23 protein-coding genes are annotated in these 19,035 nt (G+C 71.6%); 12 read left to right on the top strand and 11 right to left on the bottom strand.

The annotated features are described in order from the left end of the window. Positions 1-8: 8 nt before the first annotated feature. The 3 genes from trpS to C2L59_RS30595 form a co-directional block, all read right to left on the bottom strand. Positions 9-1,043 (bottom strand): tryptophan--tRNA ligase, encoded by a 1,035-nt coding sequence (trpS, locus tag C2L59_RS30605; RefSeq protein WP_103353005.1) that lies wholly within the window; start codon positions 1,041-1,043, stop codon positions 9-11. Between the two features lie 46 nt (positions 1,044-1,089). Next, the gene (locus tag C2L59_RS30600) at positions 1,090-1,443 is read right to left on the bottom strand and encodes a hypothetical protein (protein ID WP_199199326.1); all 354 of its coding nucleotides are present in this window, start codon (positions 1,441-1,443) and stop codon (positions 1,090-1,092) included. A gap of 342 nt (positions 1,444-1,785) precedes the next feature. Next, entirely contained in the window at positions 1,786-2,586 is an 801-nt protein-coding gene (locus C2L59_RS30595) for an exodeoxyribonuclease III (RefSeq protein WP_370444797.1), read from the bottom strand. 80 nt (positions 2,587-2,666) lie between these two features. Between C2L59_RS30595 and C2L59_RS30590 the strand changes: the two genes are divergently transcribed. From C2L59_RS30590 to C2L59_RS30580, 3 genes are all read left to right on the top strand, one after another. Then, positions 2,667-3,425 carry an MBL fold metallo-hydrolase gene (locus C2L59_RS30590; protein WP_103353002.1) on the top strand — a complete coding sequence of 253 codons (759 nt, stop codon included), beginning with the start codon at positions 2,667-2,669 and terminating at the stop codon, positions 3,423-3,425. Between the two features lie 479 nt (positions 3,426-3,904). After that, positions 3,905-4,480, top strand: a complete 576-nt coding sequence (locus tag C2L59_RS30585) for a TetR/AcrR family transcriptional regulator (RefSeq protein ID WP_103353001.1) — start codon at positions 3,905-3,907, stop codon at positions 4,478-4,480. A gap of 79 nt (positions 4,481-4,559) precedes the next feature. Further along, the gene (locus tag C2L59_RS30580) at positions 4,560-5,108 is read left to right on the top strand and encodes a permease (protein ID WP_103353000.1); all 549 of its coding nucleotides are present in this window, start codon (positions 4,560-4,562) and stop codon (positions 5,106-5,108) included. Between the two features lie 5 nt (positions 5,109-5,113). Here C2L59_RS30580 and C2L59_RS30575 read toward each other — a convergent pair whose 3' ends face one another. Together C2L59_RS30575 and C2L59_RS30570 are read right to left on the bottom strand one after the other, a co-directional pair. Next, positions 5,114-5,410, bottom strand: a complete 297-nt coding sequence (locus C2L59_RS30575; protein WP_103352999.1) for a hypothetical protein — start codon at positions 5,408-5,410, stop codon at positions 5,114-5,116. A 183-nt stretch (positions 5,411-5,593) separates the two neighbouring features. Next, entirely contained in the window at positions 5,594-6,817 is a 1,224-nt protein-coding gene (locus C2L59_RS30570; protein WP_103352998.1) for an NADP-dependent isocitrate dehydrogenase, read from the bottom strand. 255 nt (positions 6,818-7,072) lie between these two features. Here C2L59_RS30570 and C2L59_RS30565 point away from each other — a divergent pair, with 255 nt between their 5' ends. The 3 genes from C2L59_RS30565 to C2L59_RS30555 are packed head-to-tail and all read left to right on the top strand — an operon-like array spanning position 7,073 to position 8,621. Further along, a complete protein-coding gene (locus tag C2L59_RS30565; protein ID WP_103353148.1) occupies positions 7,073-7,594 on the top strand; it encodes a hypothetical protein in 522 nt (173 codons plus the stop codon). A 25-nt stretch (positions 7,595-7,619) separates the two neighbouring features. Beyond that, a complete protein-coding gene (locus C2L59_RS30560; protein ID WP_103352997.1) occupies positions 7,620-8,000 on the top strand; it encodes a DUF2203 domain-containing protein in 381 nt (126 codons plus the stop codon). A 9-nt stretch (positions 8,001-8,009) separates the two neighbouring features. Next, positions 8,010-8,621, top strand: a complete 612-nt coding sequence (locus tag C2L59_RS30555) for a class I SAM-dependent methyltransferase (protein WP_103352996.1) — start codon at positions 8,010-8,012, stop codon at positions 8,619-8,621. A gap of 143 nt (positions 8,622-8,764) precedes the next feature. On the opposite strand, the gene C2L59_RS30550 is transcribed toward C2L59_RS30555, so the two are convergent. Further along, positions 8,765-9,178 (bottom strand): DUF2000 domain-containing protein, encoded by a 414-nt coding sequence (locus C2L59_RS30550; RefSeq protein WP_103353147.1) that lies wholly within the window; start codon positions 9,176-9,178, stop codon positions 8,765-8,767. A gap of 50 nt (positions 9,179-9,228) precedes the next feature. Between C2L59_RS30550 and C2L59_RS30545 the strand changes: the two genes are divergently transcribed. Further along, on the top strand, positions 9,229-10,005 hold the full coding sequence (locus C2L59_RS30545; RefSeq protein ID WP_103352995.1) for an AraC family transcriptional regulator: 777 nt from the start codon (positions 9,229-9,231) through the stop codon (positions 10,003-10,005). Between the two features lie 224 nt (positions 10,006-10,229). Continuing rightward, on the top strand, positions 10,230-10,811 hold the full coding sequence (locus C2L59_RS30540) for an HhH-GPD-type base excision DNA repair protein (protein WP_103352994.1): 582 nt from the start codon (positions 10,230-10,232) through the stop codon (positions 10,809-10,811). On the opposite strand, the gene C2L59_RS30535 is transcribed toward C2L59_RS30540, so the two are convergent. Together C2L59_RS30535 and C2L59_RS49375 are read right to left on the bottom strand one after the other, a co-directional pair. Next, positions 10,808-11,365 (bottom strand): hypothetical protein, encoded by a 558-nt coding sequence (locus C2L59_RS30535; RefSeq protein WP_103352993.1) that lies wholly within the window; start codon positions 11,363-11,365, stop codon positions 10,808-10,810. The two genes, C2L59_RS30540 and C2L59_RS30535, sit on opposite strands and share 4 nt — an antisense overlap. After that, positions 11,365-11,514 carry a TrmH family RNA methyltransferase gene (locus C2L59_RS49375; RefSeq protein WP_233223779.1) on the bottom strand — a complete coding sequence of 50 codons (150 nt, stop codon included), beginning with the start codon at positions 11,512-11,514 and terminating at the stop codon, positions 11,365-11,367. Before C2L59_RS49375 ends, C2L59_RS30535 begins: the two co-directional genes overlap by 1 nt. 481 nt (positions 11,515-11,995) lie before the next feature. Between C2L59_RS49375 and C2L59_RS30525 the strand changes: the two genes are divergently transcribed. Further along, positions 11,996-12,184 carry a DUF1918 domain-containing protein gene (locus C2L59_RS30525; RefSeq protein ID WP_033261422.1) on the top strand — a complete coding sequence of 63 codons (189 nt, stop codon included), beginning with the start codon at positions 11,996-11,998 and terminating at the stop codon, positions 12,182-12,184. Here the strand turns inward: C2L59_RS30525 and C2L59_RS30520 are convergent. Continuing rightward, positions 12,181-13,356, bottom strand: a complete 1,176-nt coding sequence (locus C2L59_RS30520; RefSeq protein ID WP_103352992.1) for an MFS transporter — start codon at positions 13,354-13,356, stop codon at positions 12,181-12,183. The two genes, C2L59_RS30525 and C2L59_RS30520, sit on opposite strands and share 4 nt — an antisense overlap. A 108-nt stretch (positions 13,357-13,464) precedes the next feature. Between C2L59_RS30520 and C2L59_RS30515 the strand changes: the two genes are divergently transcribed. Together C2L59_RS30515 and C2L59_RS30510 are read left to right on the top strand one after the other, a co-directional pair. Next, complete coding sequence (locus C2L59_RS30515; protein ID WP_103352991.1) at positions 13,465-13,788, top strand: helix-turn-helix transcriptional regulator; 324 nt, start codon at positions 13,465-13,467, stop codon at positions 13,786-13,788. 185 nt (positions 13,789-13,973) lie between these two features. Then, entirely contained in the window at positions 13,974-15,158 is a 1,185-nt protein-coding gene (locus C2L59_RS30510) for an MFS transporter (protein ID WP_103352990.1), read from the top strand. Positions 15,159-15,209: 51 nt separating this feature from the next. Here the strand turns inward: C2L59_RS30510 and C2L59_RS30505 are convergent, their stop codons facing one another. Beyond that, positions 15,210-15,527: a DUF3017 domain-containing protein gene (locus tag C2L59_RS30505; RefSeq protein ID WP_103352989.1), complete on the bottom strand. Its 318-nt coding sequence runs from the start codon at positions 15,525-15,527 to the stop codon at positions 15,210-15,212. Next, positions 15,524-16,381, bottom strand: a complete 858-nt coding sequence (locus tag C2L59_RS30500) for a bifunctional methylenetetrahydrofolate dehydrogenase/methenyltetrahydrofolate cyclohydrolase (RefSeq protein WP_103353146.1) — start codon at positions 16,379-16,381, stop codon at positions 15,524-15,526. Before C2L59_RS30500 ends, C2L59_RS30505 begins: the two co-directional genes overlap by 4 nt. A 223-nt stretch (positions 16,382-16,604) precedes the next feature. Here C2L59_RS30500 and C2L59_RS30495 point away from each other — a divergent pair. Then, on the top strand, positions 16,605-19,035 hold a 2,431-nt coding region (locus C2L59_RS30495; protein ID WP_103352988.1), incomplete at its 3' end, for a hypothetical protein.

Here is a 19,035-nt window from a genome sequence, read left to right as displayed (position 1 = left end):
GGAGGCGGTCAGCGCACCGGCGGCAGGAACCCGATCCGCTGGTAGGTCCGAGCCAGCGTCTTGGCCGCCACCTCGCGCGCGCGTTCGGCGCCCGCGGCGAGGACCTTGTCCAGCTCCGCCGTGTCGTCCAAATAGGACTTGGCGCGGTCCTGGATCGGGGTGACCCACTCGAGGAACACCTCGCCGAGGTCCTTCTTCAGGTCGCCGTAGCCCTTGCCCTCGTACGCCGCCTCGAGGTCCGGGATCGTGCGGTCGGTCAGCGCCGAGTAGATGGTCAGCAGGTTCGACACGCCCGCCTTGTTCCCGACGTCGAACCGGACCTCGCGGCCGGTGTCGGTGACCGCCGAGCGGATCTTCTTCGCCGAGCGCTTCGGGTCCTCGAGCAGCTCGATGATGCCGTTGACGTTCGCCGCCGACTTGCTCATCTTCGCCGTCGGTTCCTGCAGGTCGTAGATCTTCGCGGTGTCCTTGATGATGTACGGCTCGGGCACCACGAACGTCTTGCCCAGCCGGTTGTTGAAGCGCTGCGCGAGGTCGCGGGTCAGCTCCAGGTGCTGGCGCTGGTCCTCGCCGACCGGGACCGCGTCGGCCTGGTAGAGCAGGATGTCCGCGGCCTGCAGGACCGGGTAGGTGAACAGACCGACGCTGGAGCGGTCGGAGCCCTGCTTCGCGGACTTGTCCTTGAACTGCGTCATCCGGCCGGCCTCGCCGAACCCGGTCTGGCATTCGAGGACCCAGCTCAGCTGGGCGTGCTCCGGCACGTGGCTCTGCACGAACAGGGCGCTGCGCTGCGGGTCGATGCCGATGGCGAGCAGCTGCGCGGCCGAGACGCGGGTGCGCTGGCGCAGCACCTTCGGGTCCTGCTCGACGGTGATCGCGTGCAGGTCGACCACCGAGTAGAACGTCTCGTGCGTGTCCTGCAGCTTCACCCACTGGCGCAGGGCGCCGAGGTAGTTGCCGAGGTGGAACGAGTCGGCGGTCGGCTGGATCCCGGACAGGACCCGCGGGCGGCGCTCTGCTGCGACGTTCTGCTCTTCGGCCACGCCGGGATTCTTCCAGGCCGGGCTGACCGGCGGGCGCCGAGGGCCCTCAGGCGTGCGGACGCGGGGTGAGGAACGGCCGGGTCGGCGAGGCCTCGGGCTCGCCGAGGACGGCTTCGGCCATCGCGGTGACCGGATCCTTCTCCTCCGGCAGGGCGGGAGCCGCTTCGGCGATCCGGGCCTTGCGGCGCTGGCGCACCACACCGAGCGTCATGCCGACGATGCCGAGCGCGACGGCGACCAGGCCGACCGGGCCGAGCAGGCCGAAGGTCTCCGCGTTGGTGTCGGCCTGCGCGGTCGTCGTGACCGCGGCGAACGCGCTGCCGCCGCCGGCCAGGAGCAGGCCGGCCGGGACGAGCGCGAGCACCACGACCGCGCGGAAACCGCGCAGGGTGGACCGCAACAGGGTTCGACCTGGGTTGCGCACCGGAGTGCCTCCCGCGAGTGACGAGCGAAACGCTCACCCATCCGAGTGAGACGCTGCATGCTACTGGTCAGAAAACTACCGAGCGTGTCAAGACCTGTCGATACTGATCAACTCGGAAGCGAGGGTAGCGCTCAAGGGGTAATACGCGCTGGGCACCCCCAGGGTTCACTCCGACCACTCGGCCGGGTGATAGCACTACTACTCGAAGTAGACCCTACCCGGAGCGTGACCGATCGGGTGTCACCCGCCCTTCCCGGTTCGCCCACCCTGCCGCGGGCGCGGGCTGCTCCGATCGTGGTCCGCCGTTCGGGTGAGCTCTCAGTCGATGTCGTAGGTGGCAGTGACGGGCGCGTGGTCGGACCACCGCTGGTCGTAGGCGGCCGCCCGTTCCACCACGACGTCGACGACCTTTTCGGCGAGGCCGGGGGTCGCCAGCTGGCAGTCGATGCGCCAGCCGGAGTCGTTGTCGAAGGCCTGCCCGCGGTAGGACCACCAGGTGTAGGGCCCGGGGCCGGCGGGGTCGAGCCGGCGCTGGACGTCGGTGAAGCCGGCCTCGGTGTAGACGCGGCCGAGCCACTCGCGTTCCTCGGGCAGGAAGCCGGAGTTCTTCCGGTTCCCCCGCCAGTTCTTGAGGTCGACGGTGTCGTAGGCGATGTTCCAGTCCCCGACGACAACGGCTTCCCGCCCCGCGGCGGCGGCCTTCGCCCGCAGTTCCACGAGGTAGGGCAGGAACGCGGCCATGAAGCGTTCTTTTTCGTCCTGCCGTTCGGTGCCGACGTCCCCGCTGGGCAGGTAGAGACTGCCGACGACGACGTTCGGCAGGTGGACTTCGAGGTACCGGCCGCTGTTTTCGAATTCGGGTTCCCCGAAGCCGACTCGCACTTCTTCGGGCTCGACGCGGCTGTAGACGGCAACGCCGTTGCGCCCCTTGGAGGCGGAGGGGGCGTGGAAGGAGAACCACCCCTCGGGCTCGACAACGGAGGCGGGAAGCTGACTGGCCTCGGCGCGCACCTCTTGGCAGGCAACGACATCGGCATCGGTGGCGGCGAGCCATTCGACGAAGCCCTTTTTGGCGGCGGCACGAAGCCCGTTGACGTTCACGGTGGAGACGGTCAGCACGCAGAGCACGCTACCTCCTGTCACGGCGGCCGCCGGTCAGCGGGGCCGGCTGCCACGGGCGGTCTGCCAGACTGCCGCGCATGGGCGATGCGGTGAGCCGGATGACCGTGCTGGGCAGTTGTGGTGCCTGGCCAGAGCCCGGGCGCGCGTGCGCCGGGTTCTTGCTGGAGCACAACGGTTTCGGCGTGGTGCTCGACCTCGGGTACGGCACGGCCTCGCGCCTGTTCGCGCACTGCCGCGACCGGCTGCCCGGCGCGGTGGTCGTGACGCACGAGCACCCCGACCACTGCGCCGATGTCACCGCGCTCGGAAGGGCGTGGCACTACACCGTCCAAGCCGACGACCCCTCGGCGCGCCTGCCGCTGCACTGCACGCCCGGCACCATCCGCCGCCTGGAAGCGATGGAGCCGCGGCCACATCCGGCCACGCTGTTCGACGTGCACGACCTCGGCAACCCGGCCGACGTCGGACCGTTCCGCCTGACGCCGTACCCGCTCCCGCACCACCAGCCGAACTTCGGCGTACGCCTGAGCGCGCCCGGGCTCACGGTCGCCTACACGGGCGACACGGGCCCGTCCCCGCGCCTGGCCGAGCTGGGCCGCGACGCGGACCTGTTCATCTGCGACGCCACCCTCCGCACCCCACCCCCGGAGGGCGAGCCCCGCTACCTGATGACGGCCGCGGAGGCAGGCCAATGGGCAGCCGAAGCCGGAGCACCTCGGCTCCTGCTGACCCACTTCTGGCCAGGCACCAACCGCACCGAGGCGGCCGAGCAGGCTCGGGCTGAGTTCGGCGGCGAGGTGCTGGTCGCGGAGGAGGACCTCGTCCTCGACCTCTGAGGCTTCGGCCGCGACTGCCGGACTCCCCAAGTCCGGCAGCCGCGGCTGCTCACGCCTGGCTTCCCCGGCCAGGCAGCGCTCCCGGCTCCCGGCTCCCGGCTCCCGGCTCCCGGCTCCCGGCTCCCGGCTCCCGGCTCCCGGCTGCAGCCTCCCCAGGCCGGCAGCTCCGGGCTCCCCAGCCCGAAGCCACCCAGCAGCCACCGAAGGACCCGCGCCCCGACCCCCGTCCGAGCGCAGTCCCCAGGCACAACCCCAGCCGAGGCCCCGGCCCAGCCCGCGAGACTCCCCCTGGAGACCCCGCGGACCCGCCACATCCAGCCCTGCCGCATTCAGTTGTCGCCCGCCACCTCCTCCCGGCGACCCACGCCGCCACCTGCGGTTTTCGACGTGATCAGTTCTAGCACCCACCACCGACAAAAAACCGTCCTTGACCCACAAAGCTACGACCATTAGCTTAAAAGCTATGCCAAGTAGCCACCATGTCCCCTAGAGCCGGCCTGACCACCGACGCCGTGGTCACCATCGCCATCTCCGTGGTCGACGAAACCGGCCCCGGCGACCTCACCCTCGCCAAAGTCGCCGAACGCGCCGGGGTCGCCGCCCCCTCCCTCTACAAGCACGTCAGAAGCCTCGCCGACCTGCGACGGCTGATCGACCTGCGAGTCGTCCGGGAAATGGCCGACGCCCTTCGCGCCGCCGCCACCGGGCGGGAACGCGGGGACGCCGTCGCCGCCATCGCCGACGCCTACCGCGACTACCTCCGGCGGCACCCCCACCGCACCGGCGCCCTGACCGTCGCCCCCGACCAGGGGGACGCCGAGCTCAGCAACGCCACCCACGCCGTCGCCGAGGTCGTCTTCGCCGTCCTGCGGCCCTTCGGCTTCGACCACGGTCAAGCCGTGCACGCGACCCGGTGCCTCCGCGCCGCCGTTCACGGCTTCGCCGGGCTCGAAGCGTCCGGCGGCTTCGGGCGCCCCGAAGACGTCGGCCAGAGCTTCGAAGTCCTCAAAACCATGCTCGTCCAAGGCCTCACGACCTACTCGGAGCAGCAATGAGCTTCCTTCTCGCCGTACTCCTCTTCACCGTCGGGCTCGGCGTGCTCGACGCCCGCTTCCCCTGGACGGAGGCCCGCAGGTGATCGCCGGGCACTTCGGGCTCGCCGCCGCCGTCAAGGCCGGCCGGCCCGCCGTTCCCGTCTGGACGCTCATGCTGGCCACCGCCTGGCTCGACGTCGTCTTCGTGCCGCTCTACCTGAGCGGCATCGAAACCGTCGACGGCGAAGGCTACGGCGGGGGCGTCATCCACGCCGACTACACGCACTCCCTCGTCGGCGCGCTCGTGCTCGCCGCGCTCTTCGGTGCCGTCGCGAGCAGGTGGCTCGGCCGCGAAGCCGGGCTCGTGCTCGGCGGCGTCGTGTTCTCGCACTGGCTGCTCGACCTCGTCGTGCACCGCGCCGACCTGCCGATCCTGCCCGGCAACGCCGGCGACCTGCCGACCTTCGGCTTCGGGCTCTGGCGGCTGGCCGCCGTCTCGGCCGTCGTCGAACTGCTGGTGCTGGCGGTCGGCATCGGCCTCTACTGGCGCGCCGCCGCGAAACGCGACCCGAAACGCGCCCGGACGCTCGGCCTGTCGGCCGCGGCCTTCGGCGTCATCACGCTCGCGGCCGACCTGATCGGCGTCTAGGAAACTCAACAGGCGGAACCGGCGACCGGCTCGGTGAATGCCGCGGCCACCCACTTGTCGTCGGCCACCTTGCGGAAGCCGTTCTGGACGCCCGGGATCGCGTCGAACTGCGCGTCGCGCAGGTACTTGCCGACGATCTTGGCGTTGCCGTCCGCCGACTCGCGGGCGTTCAGGACGTCCGCGGTCACCGTCACCTTGCAACCGGTGGCCGAAGCGCCCGACGCCTGCTTGCCCGTGTTCATGGCGTACACGATGACGACCAGGACGAGCGCGCCCAAGATGAGCAGAGTCTTCTTCGACATGCCTTCCTCCAACCCGCAAGCCCCGTCCCCACGCCAAGGGTAGGCAATCCTTTACCCGGACCGACAGCGCCGGACGCAGCAACCACCCGGAGGCGCCAGTCAAGGTCTCGCGAAGTAACGCACAGTGCACAAAAGAAACCCCCTCCCCGGCGAACCGGGAAGGGGGTTTCCGAATGCGCGAACTCAGCCCTGGGCGATCTTCTTCGCCAGGTTGTCGTCCAGCGTCGCGAGGAACTCCTCGGTCGTCTGGTACGGCTGGTCCTTGCTGATGAGCAGCGCGAGGTCCTTCGTCATCTGGCCGCTCTCGACGGTCTCGACGACGACCTGCTCCAGCTTGTTCGCGAAGCCGATCAGCTCCTGGTTGCCGTCCAGCTTGCCGCGGTGCTCGAGGCCGCGCGTCCAGGCGTAGATCGACGCGATCGGGTTCGTCGAGGTCGGCTTGCCCTGCTGGTGCTGGCGGTAGTGCCGGGTCACCGTGCCGTGCGCGGCCTCGGCCTCGACGGTCCGGCCGTCCGGCGTGCGCAGCACCGACGTCATCAGGCCCAGCGAGCCGAAGCCCTGCGCGACCGTGTCGGACTGGACGTCACCGTCGTAGTTCTTGCACGCCCAGACGTAGCCGCCCTCCCACTTCATCGCCGCGGCGACCATGTCGTCGATCAGGCGGTGCTCGTAGGAGATGCCCTTGGCGTCGAAGTCGGCCTTGAACTCGTTCTGGAAGATCTCCTCGAACACGTCCTTGAACTGGCCGTCGTAGGCCTTGAGGATGGTGTTCTTGGTGGAGAGGTAGACCGGCAGGCCACGGTCGAGGCCGTACTGCAGCGAGGCGCGCGCGAAGTCCTCGATGGACTTCTTGAAGTTGTACATCCCCATCGCGACGCCGCCGCCCTCGGGGAACTGCGCGACCTGGAACTCCATCGGCTCGGAGCCGTCGTCCGGGGTGTAGCTGACGGTCAGCTTGCCCGGGCCGGGGACCTTGAAGTTGGTCGCCTTGTACTGGTCACCGTGGGCGTGGCGGCCGATGATGATCGGCTTGGTCCACGTCGGCACCAGCCGCGGGATGTTCTGGATGACGATCGGCTCGCGGAAGATCACGCCGCCGAGGATGTTGCGGATCGTCCCGTTCGGGGACAGCCACATCTTCTTGAGGCCGAACTCTTCGACGCGGGCCTCGTCCGGGGTGATCGTGGCGCACTTGACGCCGACGCCGTGCTTCTTGATCGCGTTCGCGGAGTCGACCGTGACCTGGTCGTCGGTGCGGTCCCGCTCCTCGATACCCAGGTCGTAGTAGTCCAGGTTCACGTCCAGGTACGGGTGGATCAGCTTGTCCTTGATGAACTGCCAGATGATGCGGGTCATCTCATCGCCGTCGAGTTCGACGACGGTGCCCTGGACCTTGATCTTGGCCATGAGCAGCGGTGCTCCTTCCGCGGATCTTCGCGTTCTTCTTTAAGTCTTGCCGGTAGCGGTACAAGCGTACTGCTTGACCGAGCTGGATGGTTCCAGTAGTGGCCGGTATCAAGTCTCCACCCGGCCGTTGTGGCACGGATCACCGGGCAGGACGGCCGCCGGACCACCGATTCGACCGTTCGCCGAGCGGTCGTCGCATTCGGGGGTGAACCGGGGCACGATGCCACCCGTGACTCCAAGTGGGAGGTGACGGCCATGTCGACCCATCGGTACGCCGACTACGAACTCGACTACGAAAACGACTACGAGGAGCAGGACGACCCCACCGACGCGCTCGACGAGCGGCCGCGCCGGGGCGCCGCGCACGTGGTCAGCGCGCTCGGCGGGCTCGTCCTCACCCCGGTCGCGCTGGGCCTGCTGAGCTGGGGCGGGCTGCGCCAGCAGCAGCTGGTGCAGGCCACGCTGAGCACCAACCGCGAACCGCTGGGCATCGCGCTGCTGGCCGGCGGGGCGATCCTGCTGCTGGTCGTCGCCGCGCTCGGCGCGCTGTCGGCGACCGGCCCGATCCTCGGCGGCCTGATCTACGGCGTGCTGCCGGGCGTCGCCGCGATGGCCGTGCCCGAATGGGGGTTCCGGCTGGTCAACCTGATGCCGAAGAGCGACATCGCCTACGGCGTCATGGACTTCCTCTTCATCGGCGGCCTGCTCGGCGTGGGGTTCCTGCTGATGGGCAGTGGGCTGGCCAACGCGCTGGTCCGGCGGCGGCGCGAAGGGTGACGAACGCCGGTGGCATCATCGGCGGATGGGACTGTTCACCGTCGAGGAGGCACGCGCCGAACTGACGCGCCTGCGGCCGGTCCTCGACGAACTCGTGCGCGTCCGCGCCGACGCGGCCGAGCTCGCGGCGTCGCTGCGCCCGGGCGGGCGGGCCACCGAGCTGGGCGGGCTGCCGGAGTGGAAGGCCGCCCAGGCCCGCCTCGACGACCTGATGACGACGGTCCAGCGCACCGGCGCCGAGCTCAAGGGGTTCGCGCCGCTGCTGGTCGACTTCCCGGCCGAACTCGACGGCACCGACGTGCTGCTGTGCTGGCTCGAAGGCGACCGCGACCTGGGCTGGTACCACCGCACCGACCTCGGCTTCGCCGGCCGCCGCCCGCTGAAAACCGCTGGTGGCCCCGGCTAGGTTGGGTTGGTGAGCGACGACACCCGGGCCGCCTTCTTCGACGGCACAGCCGAGCACTACGACGACGACACGTTCCACGCCTCCGTGGCGGAAGCCCTGGTGTCGCCGCTGCCGGCCGGGCCGGAACTCGTGCTCGACGTCGCCACCGGAACGGGCTTCGCGGCGTACGCGGCGCTGCGGCTGAAGCCGGCGCGGGTGCTGGCTGTCGACGTGTCGCCGGCCATGGTCGCGCGGGCCGAGGCCAAGGCGGCCGCGCAGGATCCTTCCGGCGTGATCACGTGGCGGGTCGGACCGGCCGTGCCGATGCCGGCGCCCGACGGGTCGGCCGACGTGGTGCTGTGCGCGTCCTCGCTGCACTTCCTGGGCGCCGTCGCGTTCGCGGACTGGCGGCGCGTCCTGAAGCCGGGCGGCCGGCTGGCGTTCTCGATCGTGTCGGGGACGCGGTTCAAGCCGGGCGGGCCGTTCGCGGAGTTCGTGCCGGGTGACCTGTCGTTCCCGACCGACGAGACCGAGGCGGCAGCGCTGGCGCACGGCTTCATAGACGTGTCGGCGCGCACGTTCACCGTCGACGGCGGCGACCGGATCCGCAGCGTCTTCCTGGTACACGCCACGGCCCCGTGAACCTGGAGCGGTTCGCCGACGGCCACCTGACAGCGATCACGACGGACGGCAGCCAGGTTGAGCGGGCACGTCCGCGGATCCCGAGGGCTGGTTCCCTGCCGCCGGTCGAGCGGCTCCGGCCGTGAAGTCCGCGCGTCGCGACCTCAGCGGTGCAGGGACGCGCCCTTGAGGATCTTGTCGACGGCGTTCTTCGGCCCGTGCACCGCCAGGCCGGCGAGCGCCAGCTTCTCCCCCGGCACCGCGCGCACCGCCGCCCGGTTGTCGGCGTCGTTGCCGGTGTGGAACAGCTCGTCGGTGAAGATCGAGAACCGCAGGCCGCGGCCCAGCGCGCGGCCGTGCGCGGCGGTCAGGACGTCCGCGGTCCCGGAGAAGACCAGCACGGGCTGGCCGAACATCGGCAGGTACTGCGTGCCGTCGGCGTCGGCGTAGGGCTCGCCCATCAGCTCGGGGGTCACGTGGGCGATCCCGCTCACCAGAAAGGCGGTGACGTTCAGCCGCTGCCAGGACGCCAGGTCGTCGCGGAGCAGGACGGCGATCTTCGTGTCGAAGGAACTCATGCCGGTCACGATCGCCCGAGCGCGACGCCGGCGTCTTGTACGTTCTTGACATGGCGGACGTCGAAGCCTGGCGACCGGCGGTCCCGGGGATCGCCGAGGTCTTCCACGCGCGCTTCACCACGCACGCGTACCCGCTGCACACGCACGACACGTGGACGCTCCTGATCGTCGACGACGGCGTCATCCGCTACGACCTCGACCGCCACCACCACGGCGCCCTCGGCCCGGCGGTGACGCTGCTGCCCCCGAACGTCGCCCACGACGGCCGCGCGGCAACCAGCCACGGCTTCCGCAAGCGCGTGCTCTACCTGGACACCTCGGTCTTGGGCGAGGACCTCATCGGCGCAGCGGTCGACCGCCCGAGCGTCGCCGACGGCGTCCTGCGCACCCGCATCCACCAGCTGCACGAGGCCCTGACCGAGCCGGGCGACGCGCTCGAGGCGGAGAGCCGCCTGGTCCTGGTGGCCGACCGCCTGCAGACCCACCTGGGCCGCCCGGTGTCACACCCGCCGAAGCGAGGACTCGCCGACGACCTCCGCGACCTCCTGGACGCCCGGCTGCCGGAGGCGTTGACGCTCGCCGAAGCGGCCAAAACCCTGGGCGCCCACCCGGCGTACCTGGTCCGCTGTTTCGGCGCGAGGTTCGGCTTGCCCCCGCACCGGTACCTGACGGGCCGCCGAGTCGACCGCGCCCGCCGCCTGCTGCTCGACGGGGCACGGGCTGCTGAGGTCGCGGCTGCGGCGGGGTTCACGGACCAGGCTCACTTGACCCGGCACTTCAAGCGCTACCTGGGCACGACGCCGTCGCGCTACCCGAGAACCCGGTGACGAGTGGTACGGGTTTTCGCGCCAGAACCGGCGGCCGGCGCTCGCGGTCACCGTCGTCCGGCTGACCGCGCTCAAGCACGTTCGCAGCGTGGATCCGCGGGTGCTCCGGCGGGCTGCGGCCCGCGCTGCAGACCTTCCTGATCGCCACCGCGGCGCTGGTCATCGCCCACCTCCCCGCGAAGGAGCGCACGTAGGAAGACGGTCCCCTGTGTCAAGATGACCCCATGCTGCGCGAACTGCACCTGACCGGCGACCCGGCCGCCGACAAGCTGCTGAACGACGACCCGTTCGCCCTGCTCGTCGGGATGCTTCTGGACCAGCAGTACCCCATGGAGCACGCCTTCGCCGGGCCGCGGAAGATCGCGGACCGGATGGCCGGGTTCGACATCGCGAAGATCGCCGCCACCGACGTCGAGACCTTCGTCGAGATGTGTGTGGTGCCGCCCGCCATTCACCGCTACGGCGGCTCGATGGCCCGCCGCGTCCACGCGCTCGCCCAGCACATCCTCGAGACCTACGACGGCCGTACCGAGGGCATCTGGCTCGACGGGCGGCCCAAGCCCGACGGCGCGGAGGTCCTCAAGCGGCTGCGGGCGCTGCCCGGGTTCGGCGAGCAGAAGGCCAAGATCTTCCTGGCCATGCTGGGAAAGCAGCGCGGTGTCCAGCCGAAGGGCTGGCGCGAGGTGGCCGGCGCGTACGGCGACCGCGGCTCGCGCCGGTCGATCGCCGACGTCACCAGCGCCGAAACCCTCGCCGAGGTGCGCGCGTTCAAGAAGGCCGCCAAGGCCGCGGCCAACCCCGGCTAGCGCACCCAGACGCGCAGCGGCCCCAACGCTCCGGCGCCGTGGTCCAGCGCCGTCCGCAGCGCGTCGCCGTGTTCGTAGCCGACCACCGGGACGCCCGGGAACGCCGCGGCCACCGCCGCCACCGCGCCGGGCCACGCCCGGGCCGGTCCCGAGAAGTTGGACAGCCCCACCACGCCGTCGCCGCGGTGGGCGACGACCGCCGCCGGGCCGCGGGACAGCACCGCCACCGACGGGTCGGCCGGGTAGGCGTGCCCGGTGACGCGCCGCCAGCCCGGCTCGGGAACGCCCGGCCCGCACGCGATCCACGTCGCTTCGAACAACACCGAGAACCCCGGGAGGTCCAGGGTCGCGAAGCTGTCCTTGACCGAACACCCCGCGGAACCGTCGACGAACGGGAGGATGTCGGCGGCGGTGGCGTCCGGAGTCAGCGTCACCGCGTCCGGGTAGTATCGCGGTGGGCGGGAAGGCGTGGTCCACGCCCGCGGGCCGAACCGCCCGCCGCACACCAGATCGCACCACGCGGCGTTCTCCGCGACCGTCCATTCGAGACTCATCACAGCAGGCCCGCGAGCTTGTACAGCACGAGACTCCCCGCCACGGCCACGTTCAGGCTGGCGCCGATGCCGACCATCGGGATTTCGACGACGCTGTCGAGCAGGTCGAGCGCCTCGGGCGGGATTCCGGTCTGCTCGTGGCCGAGCACGGCGATCGTGCGGCCGCGCGCGGCGGCAGGTCGGCCAGCCGGACGGCTTCCTCGGCCAGTTCGACGCCGACCACCCGGGTGCCCGCCGCCCGTTCGCGCGCCAGCCAGCCCGGTGGGTCGTGCACCCAGTGCACGCAAGCCGGACGCCGTAACGTGTTCCCCCTCCGCAGGGCTTCGGGCACCCACGGGAACCGCGGCACGGCGAGGCACGCGCCGACGGCGTCGCAGGTGCGCAGCAGGGTGCCGAGGTTCGCGCCGTGCAACGGCCACAGCGGGGCGGCCACCAGGTGACCCCAACAGGAATGTGCGGTGCTCCGCCGGGTCTTCCGCAGCTCCCGTGGCGTGCGGACCCGGACCGAAGGGCTCACCGGCGCCGAGGCGCGGCGCCTCCGAATTCGCTGATCATGCTCCGGAGTCTAACCCGTTCGCGGGGTCCACGGGACCGGATTCCGCTCCTACCCTGGACACGGAGGTGAAGCCCATGCACGCAGGAGTAGGAGACGAGATCCAGGTGCACGGCCGGACGGTCGGATCGGCCGAGCAGCGCGGCGAGATCCTCGAAGTCCGCGGGCCCGACGGCGCCCCGCCCTATCTGGTGCGGTTCGCCGACGGGCACGAGGGGCTCGTCTACCCCGGGCCGGACTGCGAAGTCCAAACCCACGCGGACTAGACGGCGACCTGTTCCCGAGGCTCGCGGACCCGCCCCCACGCCGAGCCCACCAGCAGCAGGGCCGCCAGGGTCAGCGCGGCCGCGACCTCGGGCAGCAGCAGCGGCCCGCCCGAAGCGAGCACTGCTCCCCCGACCACGCCGGACAGGCCGACACCCAGGTAGATCGCGGACGCGTTGAGCGAGAGCACCAGGCCGGCGTGGCCCGGCGACAGCTCGATCAGTCGGTGCTGCACCGGCGGGTTGAACGACCACGTCGCCAGTCCCCAGACGAACAGCGAGATCCCGGCCGCCACCGGCGTCACCGTCGTCAGCGGCAGCAGCGCCATCACGGCGGTGATGGCCACGGTGACGACGAGCAGCGGCGTTCGCGAGCCCCAGCGGTCGGTCGCCCGGCCGCCCGCGAAGTTGCCGATCGCGCCGCCGACGCCGTAGCAGAAGAGCAGCACCGTCACGGTCGTGCCGTGCACGCCGGCGGTCGCGGCCAGCAGCGGTGACACGAACGTGTAGACCATGAACGCGGCGAGGCAGGCGAGCACCGTCGTGGCCAGCATGACGAGCACCCGCGGGTCACGGCCGGGGGCGAACCGCTCGGCGAGGCCGACCCGCGGCGGCGCGGCGACCCTCGGCAGCGCGAACCGCACGGCCAGCGCGCTCGCCAGCGAGAACGCGGCGACCAGCGCGAACGCCGTCCGGTAGCCGAGGTGCTGCGAAATCAGGCCGCCGAGCGGGACGCCGAAGATGAGCGCGACCGTCAGTCCCCCGAACACCATGGCGACGGCGCGGCCCCGGCGTTCGGGGGCGGTCAGCTCGGCCGCCACGGCGCTCGCCGCCGGCGTGAACACCGCGGCGCCGACCGCGGTCACCACCCGGGCGACCAGGAGCGAGCCGTAGCCGGGCGCGAGCGCGGCGAACAGGTTGCCGGCGCCGGTGACGACGAGGGCGGCGACCAGCAGCGTCCGGCGTTCCCAGGTGCCGGTGGCGGCGGCGAACAGCGGCGAGCCGACCGCGTATGCGATGGCGAAGGCGGTCACGAGCTGGGCGGCGGCCGTCGCCGAGACGTGCAGCTCGCCGGTCAGCGCGGGCAGCAGCCCGGCGACGATGTAGCCGCTGGTCCCGACGCCGAAGGCGCCGAACGCGAGGACCGAAATCCTCGAAGGAGCAGGTGCGGACATGGGTTGAGCCCCCAAGCGAAGCAGGGATTGGTTCGACGAACGTCGTAGTTCGACAGTCACCGTACTACGCCGCTGCCACAATTTCGACCGGCGTCGTACAATGAGCTCATGGCCAAGACCGACACGCTGCCCCCGATCGCCCACCCGGCCCGGGCGGAGATCACCGTCGAAGGCGTGCTCCGCGCCCTCGCCGACCCGGTGCGGCTGGCCATCGTCCGGCAGCTCGCGGGCACCGATCAGGAGATCGCCTGCGGCGGGCTCACCGTCCCGGTGACCAAGTCCACACTGACCCACCACCTGAGCATCCTGCGTCAGGCCGGCGTCGTGGCCGGCCGCCAGGAAGGCACCACCCGGTTCAACTCGTTGCGCCGCAACGACCTCGACGCCCTGTTCCCGGGCCTGCTGAACGGCGTTCTGGCCGCCGCGCGCTGATCACCGCGCCCGGAGTGCGGATCGTCACCCGATATCGGGATGACAACCGGCCCCTTCGCTTGTTGGACTGGGTGTAGGCAGCTCACGGCGCTGGGGCCGATCGGCTGTCTTTATTTTTGCCCTCCTACTGAACCGATCCAGAAACCTAGGCTCAGTAATCGTTTACCCACCCTGGAAGGAGTGCCGTGCCCGTCGCGCTGCTCGCGCTCGCCATCGGAGCTTTCGGCATCGGGACCACCGAGTTCGTCATGATGGGCGTGCTGCCCCAGGCGGCCGCCGACTTCGGCGTCGACATCCCGACCGCCGGCCACCTCATCTCCGCCTACGCCCTCGGCGTCGTCGTCGGCGCCCCCCTGCTCACCGCGGTCGCCGTCCGGCTGCCGCGCAAGACCATGCTGCTGGCCATGATGGGCCTGTTCACGGTGGGCAACGCCCTCTTCGCGCTGTCGCCCAACCAGGAGTTCGGCATCGCGTTCCGGTTCCTCGCCGGCCTGCCCCACGGCGCCTTCTTCGGCGCCGGCGCCGTGGTCGCCTCCAGCCTCGTCGGCCAGGGCCAGCGCGCCAAGGCCGTGTCGATGATGTTCCTCGGCCTGACCCTGGCCAACGTCATCGGCGTGCCGCTGGGCACGCTGCTCGGCCAGCAGGTCGGCTGGCGCGCCACCTTCGGCGTCGTCGCCGTGATCGGGCTGGTCGCCATCGCGGCCATCGCGAAGCTCGTCCCGCACCAGGGCAAGCCCGCCGCCGAGGCGTCGCTGCGCAACGAACTCGGCGCGTTCAAGCGGCCGCAGGTGCACCTGGCGCTGGCGATCGTCACGTTCGGCCTGGGCGGGGTGTTCGCCTGCCTGTCGTACATCACGCCGATGCTGACCGACGTCGCCGGCTACTCGCCGTCGAACGTCACCCTGCTGCTGTCCCTGGCCGGCGTCGGCATGACGATCGGCAACCTGCTCGGCGGCCGCCTGGCCGACCGCGCGCTGATGCCGAGCCTGTACATTGCGCTGCTGGCGCTGGCGTCAGTGCTGGGCATCTTCACGATCACGGCCCAAGGCAAGGTCGGCGCGGCGATCACGATCTTCTTCGTCGGCGTCGCCGGCTTCATGATCGGCCCGATGATGCAGGCGCGGATCATGGAGAAGGCGGGCGGCACTCCGTCCCTGGTGTCGGCCGCGGTGCAGTCGGCGTTCAACATCGCCAATTCGATCGGCGCCTACCTCGGCGGCCTGGTCATCGCCGGCGGCCTCGGCCTGGTCGCCCCGAACTGGGTCGGCGCCCTCCTGGCCGTCTTCGGACTCACCCTCGCGATCGTCTCCGGCACTCTCGACCGCCGCGAGGCCCGCGCCGAACGCCGCCAACTCGCCCTCGCTTCCTGACAGTCACTGCCAAAAGCGCCACTTCCATAGGGAAAGTTGCGCTTTTGGCGTTCAGGCGGAGCCGAGCGGGCCGCCGATGATCGTCAGGGCGACGTACAGCACCGCCGCCGCCAGGGCGGTGAACGTCACCACGTCGACGAGCTTGCCGCGGATCGCCAGCAGGCCCGCCCGGGCCGTCGGGAGCACCCCGCGCAGGACCGCGGCGAGGAGGAGCGCGACGCCGATCAGCGCCGCGCCCTCCCGCCAGTGGTACTGGAAGATCCGCAGGGCCGCGACCGCCACCACCAGCAGCACCGCCGCGAACGGGAGCTGGGTGAACCGGGACGGCCGGTGGGCGGACACCTCCCGCCGGTCCTCCGTCATCGTCATCGGCCCGCGACCGAGCGCTCCGCCGCTTCGACGACGTTGCTCACCAGCATCGCCCGGGTCATCGGGCCGACCCCGCCCGGGTTGGGGGAAATCCAGGCGGCGACCTCGGCCACTCCCGGGTGGACGTCGCCGGTGAGCTTGCCGTCCACGTGGGACACGCCGACGTCGAGCACCGCGGCGCCCGGCGCCACCATGTCCGGCGTGATGATCCCCGGCACGCCGGCCGCGGCGACCACGACGTCGGCGCGGCGGACCTCGGCGGCCAGGTCGCGGGTGCCGGTGTGGCACAGCGTCACGGTGGCGTTCTCGCTGCGGCGGGTCAGCAGCAGGCCCAGCGTCCGGCCGACGGTGATGCCGCGGCCGACCACGGTGACGCGCGCGCCGTTCAGCTCGACGCCGTGGCGCTTGAGCAGCTCGATGATCCCGTACGGCGTGCACGGCAGCGCCCCCTGCTGGCCCAGCACGAGCCGGCCGAGGCTGACCGGCGCGAGGCCGTCGGCGTCCTTCTCCGGGTCGATCCGCTCGAGCACGCGGTTCGCGTCGAGGTGCTTCGGCAGCGGCAGCTGGACGATGTAGCCGTGGCAGGCCGGGTCGGCGTTCAGCTCGTCGATGACGGCTTCGAGCTTCTCCTGGGTGATGTCGGCCGGCAGGTCGCGGCGGATGGAGTTGATCCCGATCTTGCCGCTGTCGGCGTGCTTCATCCGCACGTACGAGTGCGACCCCGGGTCGTCGCCGACCAGGACCGTGCCCAGACCCGGCGTCACCCCCTTCGCGGCGAGGGCCGCGACGCGGGGCTCGAGCTCCGCGAAAATGGCGTTCTTGGTGGCCTTGCCGTCGAGAATCTTCGCCGTCACGGCCCCCATTCTGGCAAAGCGACCCCCGCGCGTCGCTTCCAGGCGCGGCTGGTCGCAGCCCGTAGAGTGATCGCTACCCCACACGGTCCATTCGCGACGCTGCCCGCGATCAAGCTGTGATCTACCGCACGTCGCATCGTTCGAGGTCAGGCGCGGTGCCATCGGGTGACCGGGCGGCAAAAACCACATGCGGGGTGCACTCGCGCGCGCGAGCAGTCAAAATGTGCGGGTGGCACAACCGACGACGCAGCTGAACGCGACCGAGCAGGACACCCTGGTCAAGCAGATCGGACTTGCCCTGCTCCGTGCCGCTCCGCGCGACTGGCGCAAGGTCACCGCGGAGTACCGAGCCGTCGGGAGGTACCACGAGCTGACCGGCGAGATCGTCACCGAGGACGGCACGGCGCACGACTGGCTCGCGACCCACGACATCGCGACCCTGTTCGGCCGGCTCCGCGGCGGCATGTACCGAGACGGTCGCGGAACGTGGTTCAACGCGCGCTACCAGCTGGATCACCCGTCCAGTTACAACCTCGAGTACAACCGCGACGAGCCGGTGTGGAACCTCGCGCCGCCGCCGCAGGCCTACTCCGACGAGCTGCGGATGTTCCCGCGCTCCGAGGAGAACGTGCCCGAATGGCTGATCCGGCGGATGTCCGGGCTCGGCCCGGAGCAGCCCGGCCCGCACTTCCGGATCGCCCGGATCTTCGACACCGTCGGCCCGGCGGGCCGCCCGGTCATCAACCGTCCGGACCTCGAGGTCGACGAGCAGGACCGGCTGCTGGAGTACCTGGAGCACGCGCCGCTGGTGGTGCCCGAGCGCGGCTACGACATCGACCGGCTGGCCGCGGCGCCCGAGGCCACCGTCCCGGTCGCCTTCCACAGCGACGGGCAGTGGATCTGGCCCGCCGCCGTCAACTTCTACCTGCACAAGTACGGCGTTTCGCCCGAACCCGACCTGGTCGAGCACGTCCGCGCGGTCGGCTTCTCGCTGCCGCCGGTCGACGAGCCGACGCTGCAGGCCGCGGCCGGGTACCTGACCCGGGGCAGCCAGCCCCCGCCGCAGCAGCAGCGCCCGGTCGGACCGCCCCCGCAGGGCATGCCGCCCCAGGGCCCGCCGATGCAGGGTCCGCCCCCGCAGGGTCCGCCGCCGATGCCGCCGCAGCAGCAGGCGCCCGTGGGGCCGCCGCCCGGTGCCGCGCCCGTCGCGCCGCCGCAGCAGCACCAGGGGCCCCCCGCGCCGGTGGAGCCGCCCCTCGCGGCGCACGCCCCCGCCGAGCCGGAGGCCCCCGCCGAAGAGCACGAATACGCCCAAGAGGGTTACGACCAGGAGTTCGACGACCGCTTCGCCGCGGAAGACGAGCACTACGGCGAAGAGGACTACGACCAGCAGGCGGAGCACGCACCGGGGACGAACGGCAGCTCGCCGGAGCCGGGCCGGGTGCCCGACCTCGAAGAGACCGCGGAATACGTCCCCGACCAGCCGATCGGGCACGAACCGGAGGCCCCGCGCGACGGCGAGCCCTTCCCGCGTCACGACGACGAGCACGCCGCGTTCCAGCCGCCGCACGAGGACGAGCACGCCTTCGCGCCCGAGCAGCACGACGAGGAGCCGGCCGGGCCGCACGGCGAGGAGGCGGCCCACGCGTTCCCGGCGGGTCAGCCGCACGAGGACGAGGACGAGGCGCCGCACGCCTTCCAGCCGCAGCACGACGAGGACCCGTCGCACGCGTTCCAGGCCCCGGGCCAGCCACCGCGGCCGGACGACGCTCCGCAGGCGTTCCAGGCGCCCGGCCAGCCGCAGCGGCACGACGACGAGCCGTCGCACGCGTTCCAGCCGCCGCAGCACGACGACGAGCCGTTCGCGGGACCCGGCCACCCTCAGGATCACGACGACGAGCCGTTCCAGCCCCAGCGGCACGACGACGAGCCGTCGCACGCCTTCCAGCCGCCGCGGCGGAGCGACCAGCCCGCGTTCGACCCCGGGCCGCCGACCATGATCACCCAGCCCGACGTCCCCGGCGTGCTGCCCGTGCCGGAGCCGCCGGCCCCCCAGTCACCGGCCCAGCCCGCCGCCCAGGGCGAGCCGCTCGCCGCCCCGCGTCCGGGCCGCCGGGCGCTGCGCCGCGAGACGCCGGACCACCCGGTGCTCGCCGGGCTGCAGGCCAAGCTGGACGAGCTCGACGTCCCCGAAAGCGGCTACAAGCTGGGCGAACCCGCCGAGCACGGGTGGAGCGTCGAGGAGGTCGAGGACGGCTGGCGCGTCGGCTGGTACGACGGCCAGCTCAGCAACCCCGCGGTGTTCGGCGACGCCGAGGACGCGGCCGCGTTCATGCTCGGCAAGCTGCTGCTCAACCCGGAGGGGCACGTCCCCGCCGAGGAGCCGCCCGCGCCGGAGCCCGAACCGGAACCCGAGCCCGAGCCGGAACCGGCGCCGCAGCGGGTCGTCGCGACGCTGTCGCCCGAGGTCGCGACCGGTTCGTACGCCGTCCGCAAGCCCGAGCCGCCGGTCCCGCCGCAGGAGCAGACGGCGTTCACCAGCGCCGAAGAGCTGTTCGGCGACCTCGAGGACGACGAGCCGCCGGCGCCCCCGCGCCAGCCCGCGCCGGTCCCGGCCGGGCCGCCGCCGGTGGACCGCCAGCAGGCCGGCCCGC

This window comes from Amycolatopsis sp. CA-128772 (assembly GCF_002904295.1).
Taxonomy (GTDB): domain Bacteria; phylum Actinomycetota; class Actinomycetes; order Mycobacteriales; family Pseudonocardiaceae; genus Amycolatopsis.
The sequence above is the reverse complement of the archived record's forward strand: the minus strand, read 5'-3'. Positions and strand labels throughout refer to the sequence as shown.

Excerpts from the sequence above, each read along its gene's own strand:
- C2L59_RS30590 (WP_103353002.1), top strand. The coding sequence starts at position 2,667 with ATGGGCGATGCGGTGAGCCGGATGACCGTGCTGGGCAGTTGTGGTGCC.
- C2L59_RS30585 (WP_103353001.1), top strand. The coding sequence starts at position 3,905 with ATGTCCCCTAGAGCCGGCCTGACCACCGACGCCGTGGTCACCATCGCC.
- C2L59_RS30575 (WP_103352999.1), bottom strand. The coding sequence starts at position 5,410 with ATGTCGAAGAAGACTCTGCTCATCTTGGGCGCGCTCGTCCTGGTCGTC.
- C2L59_RS30570 (WP_103352998.1), bottom strand. The coding sequence starts at position 6,817 with ATGGCCAAGATCAAGGTCCAGGGCACCGTCGTCGAACTCGACGGCGAT.
- C2L59_RS30565 (WP_103353148.1), top strand. The coding sequence starts at position 7,073 with ATGTCGACCCATCGGTACGCCGACTACGAACTCGACTACGAAAACGAC.
- C2L59_RS30560 (WP_103352997.1), top strand. The coding sequence starts at position 7,620 with ATGGGACTGTTCACCGTCGAGGAGGCACGCGCCGAACTGACGCGCCTG.
- C2L59_RS30550 (WP_103353147.1), bottom strand. The coding sequence starts at position 9,178 with ATGAGTTCCTTCGACACGAAGATCGCCGTCCTGCTCCGCGACGACCTG.
- C2L59_RS30545 (WP_103352995.1), top strand. The coding sequence starts at position 9,229 with ATGGCGGACGTCGAAGCCTGGCGACCGGCGGTCCCGGGGATCGCCGAG.
- C2L59_RS30540 (WP_103352994.1), top strand. The coding sequence starts at position 10,230 with ATGCTGCGCGAACTGCACCTGACCGGCGACCCGGCCGCCGACAAGCTG.
- C2L59_RS30535 (WP_103352993.1), bottom strand. The coding sequence starts at position 11,365 with ATGAGTCTCGAATGGACGGTCGCGGAGAACGCCGCGTGGTGCGATCTG.
- C2L59_RS30525 (WP_033261422.1), top strand. The coding sequence starts at position 11,996 with ATGCACGCAGGAGTAGGAGACGAGATCCAGGTGCACGGCCGGACGGTC.
- C2L59_RS30520 (WP_103352992.1), bottom strand. The coding sequence starts at position 13,356 with ATGTCCGCACCTGCTCCTTCGAGGATTTCGGTCCTCGCGTTCGGCGCC.
- C2L59_RS30515 (WP_103352991.1), top strand. The coding sequence starts at position 13,465 with ATGGCCAAGACCGACACGCTGCCCCCGATCGCCCACCCGGCCCGGGCG.
- C2L59_RS30505 (WP_103352989.1), bottom strand. The coding sequence starts at position 15,527 with ATGACGATGACGGAGGACCGGCGGGAGGTGTCCGCCCACCGGCCGTCC.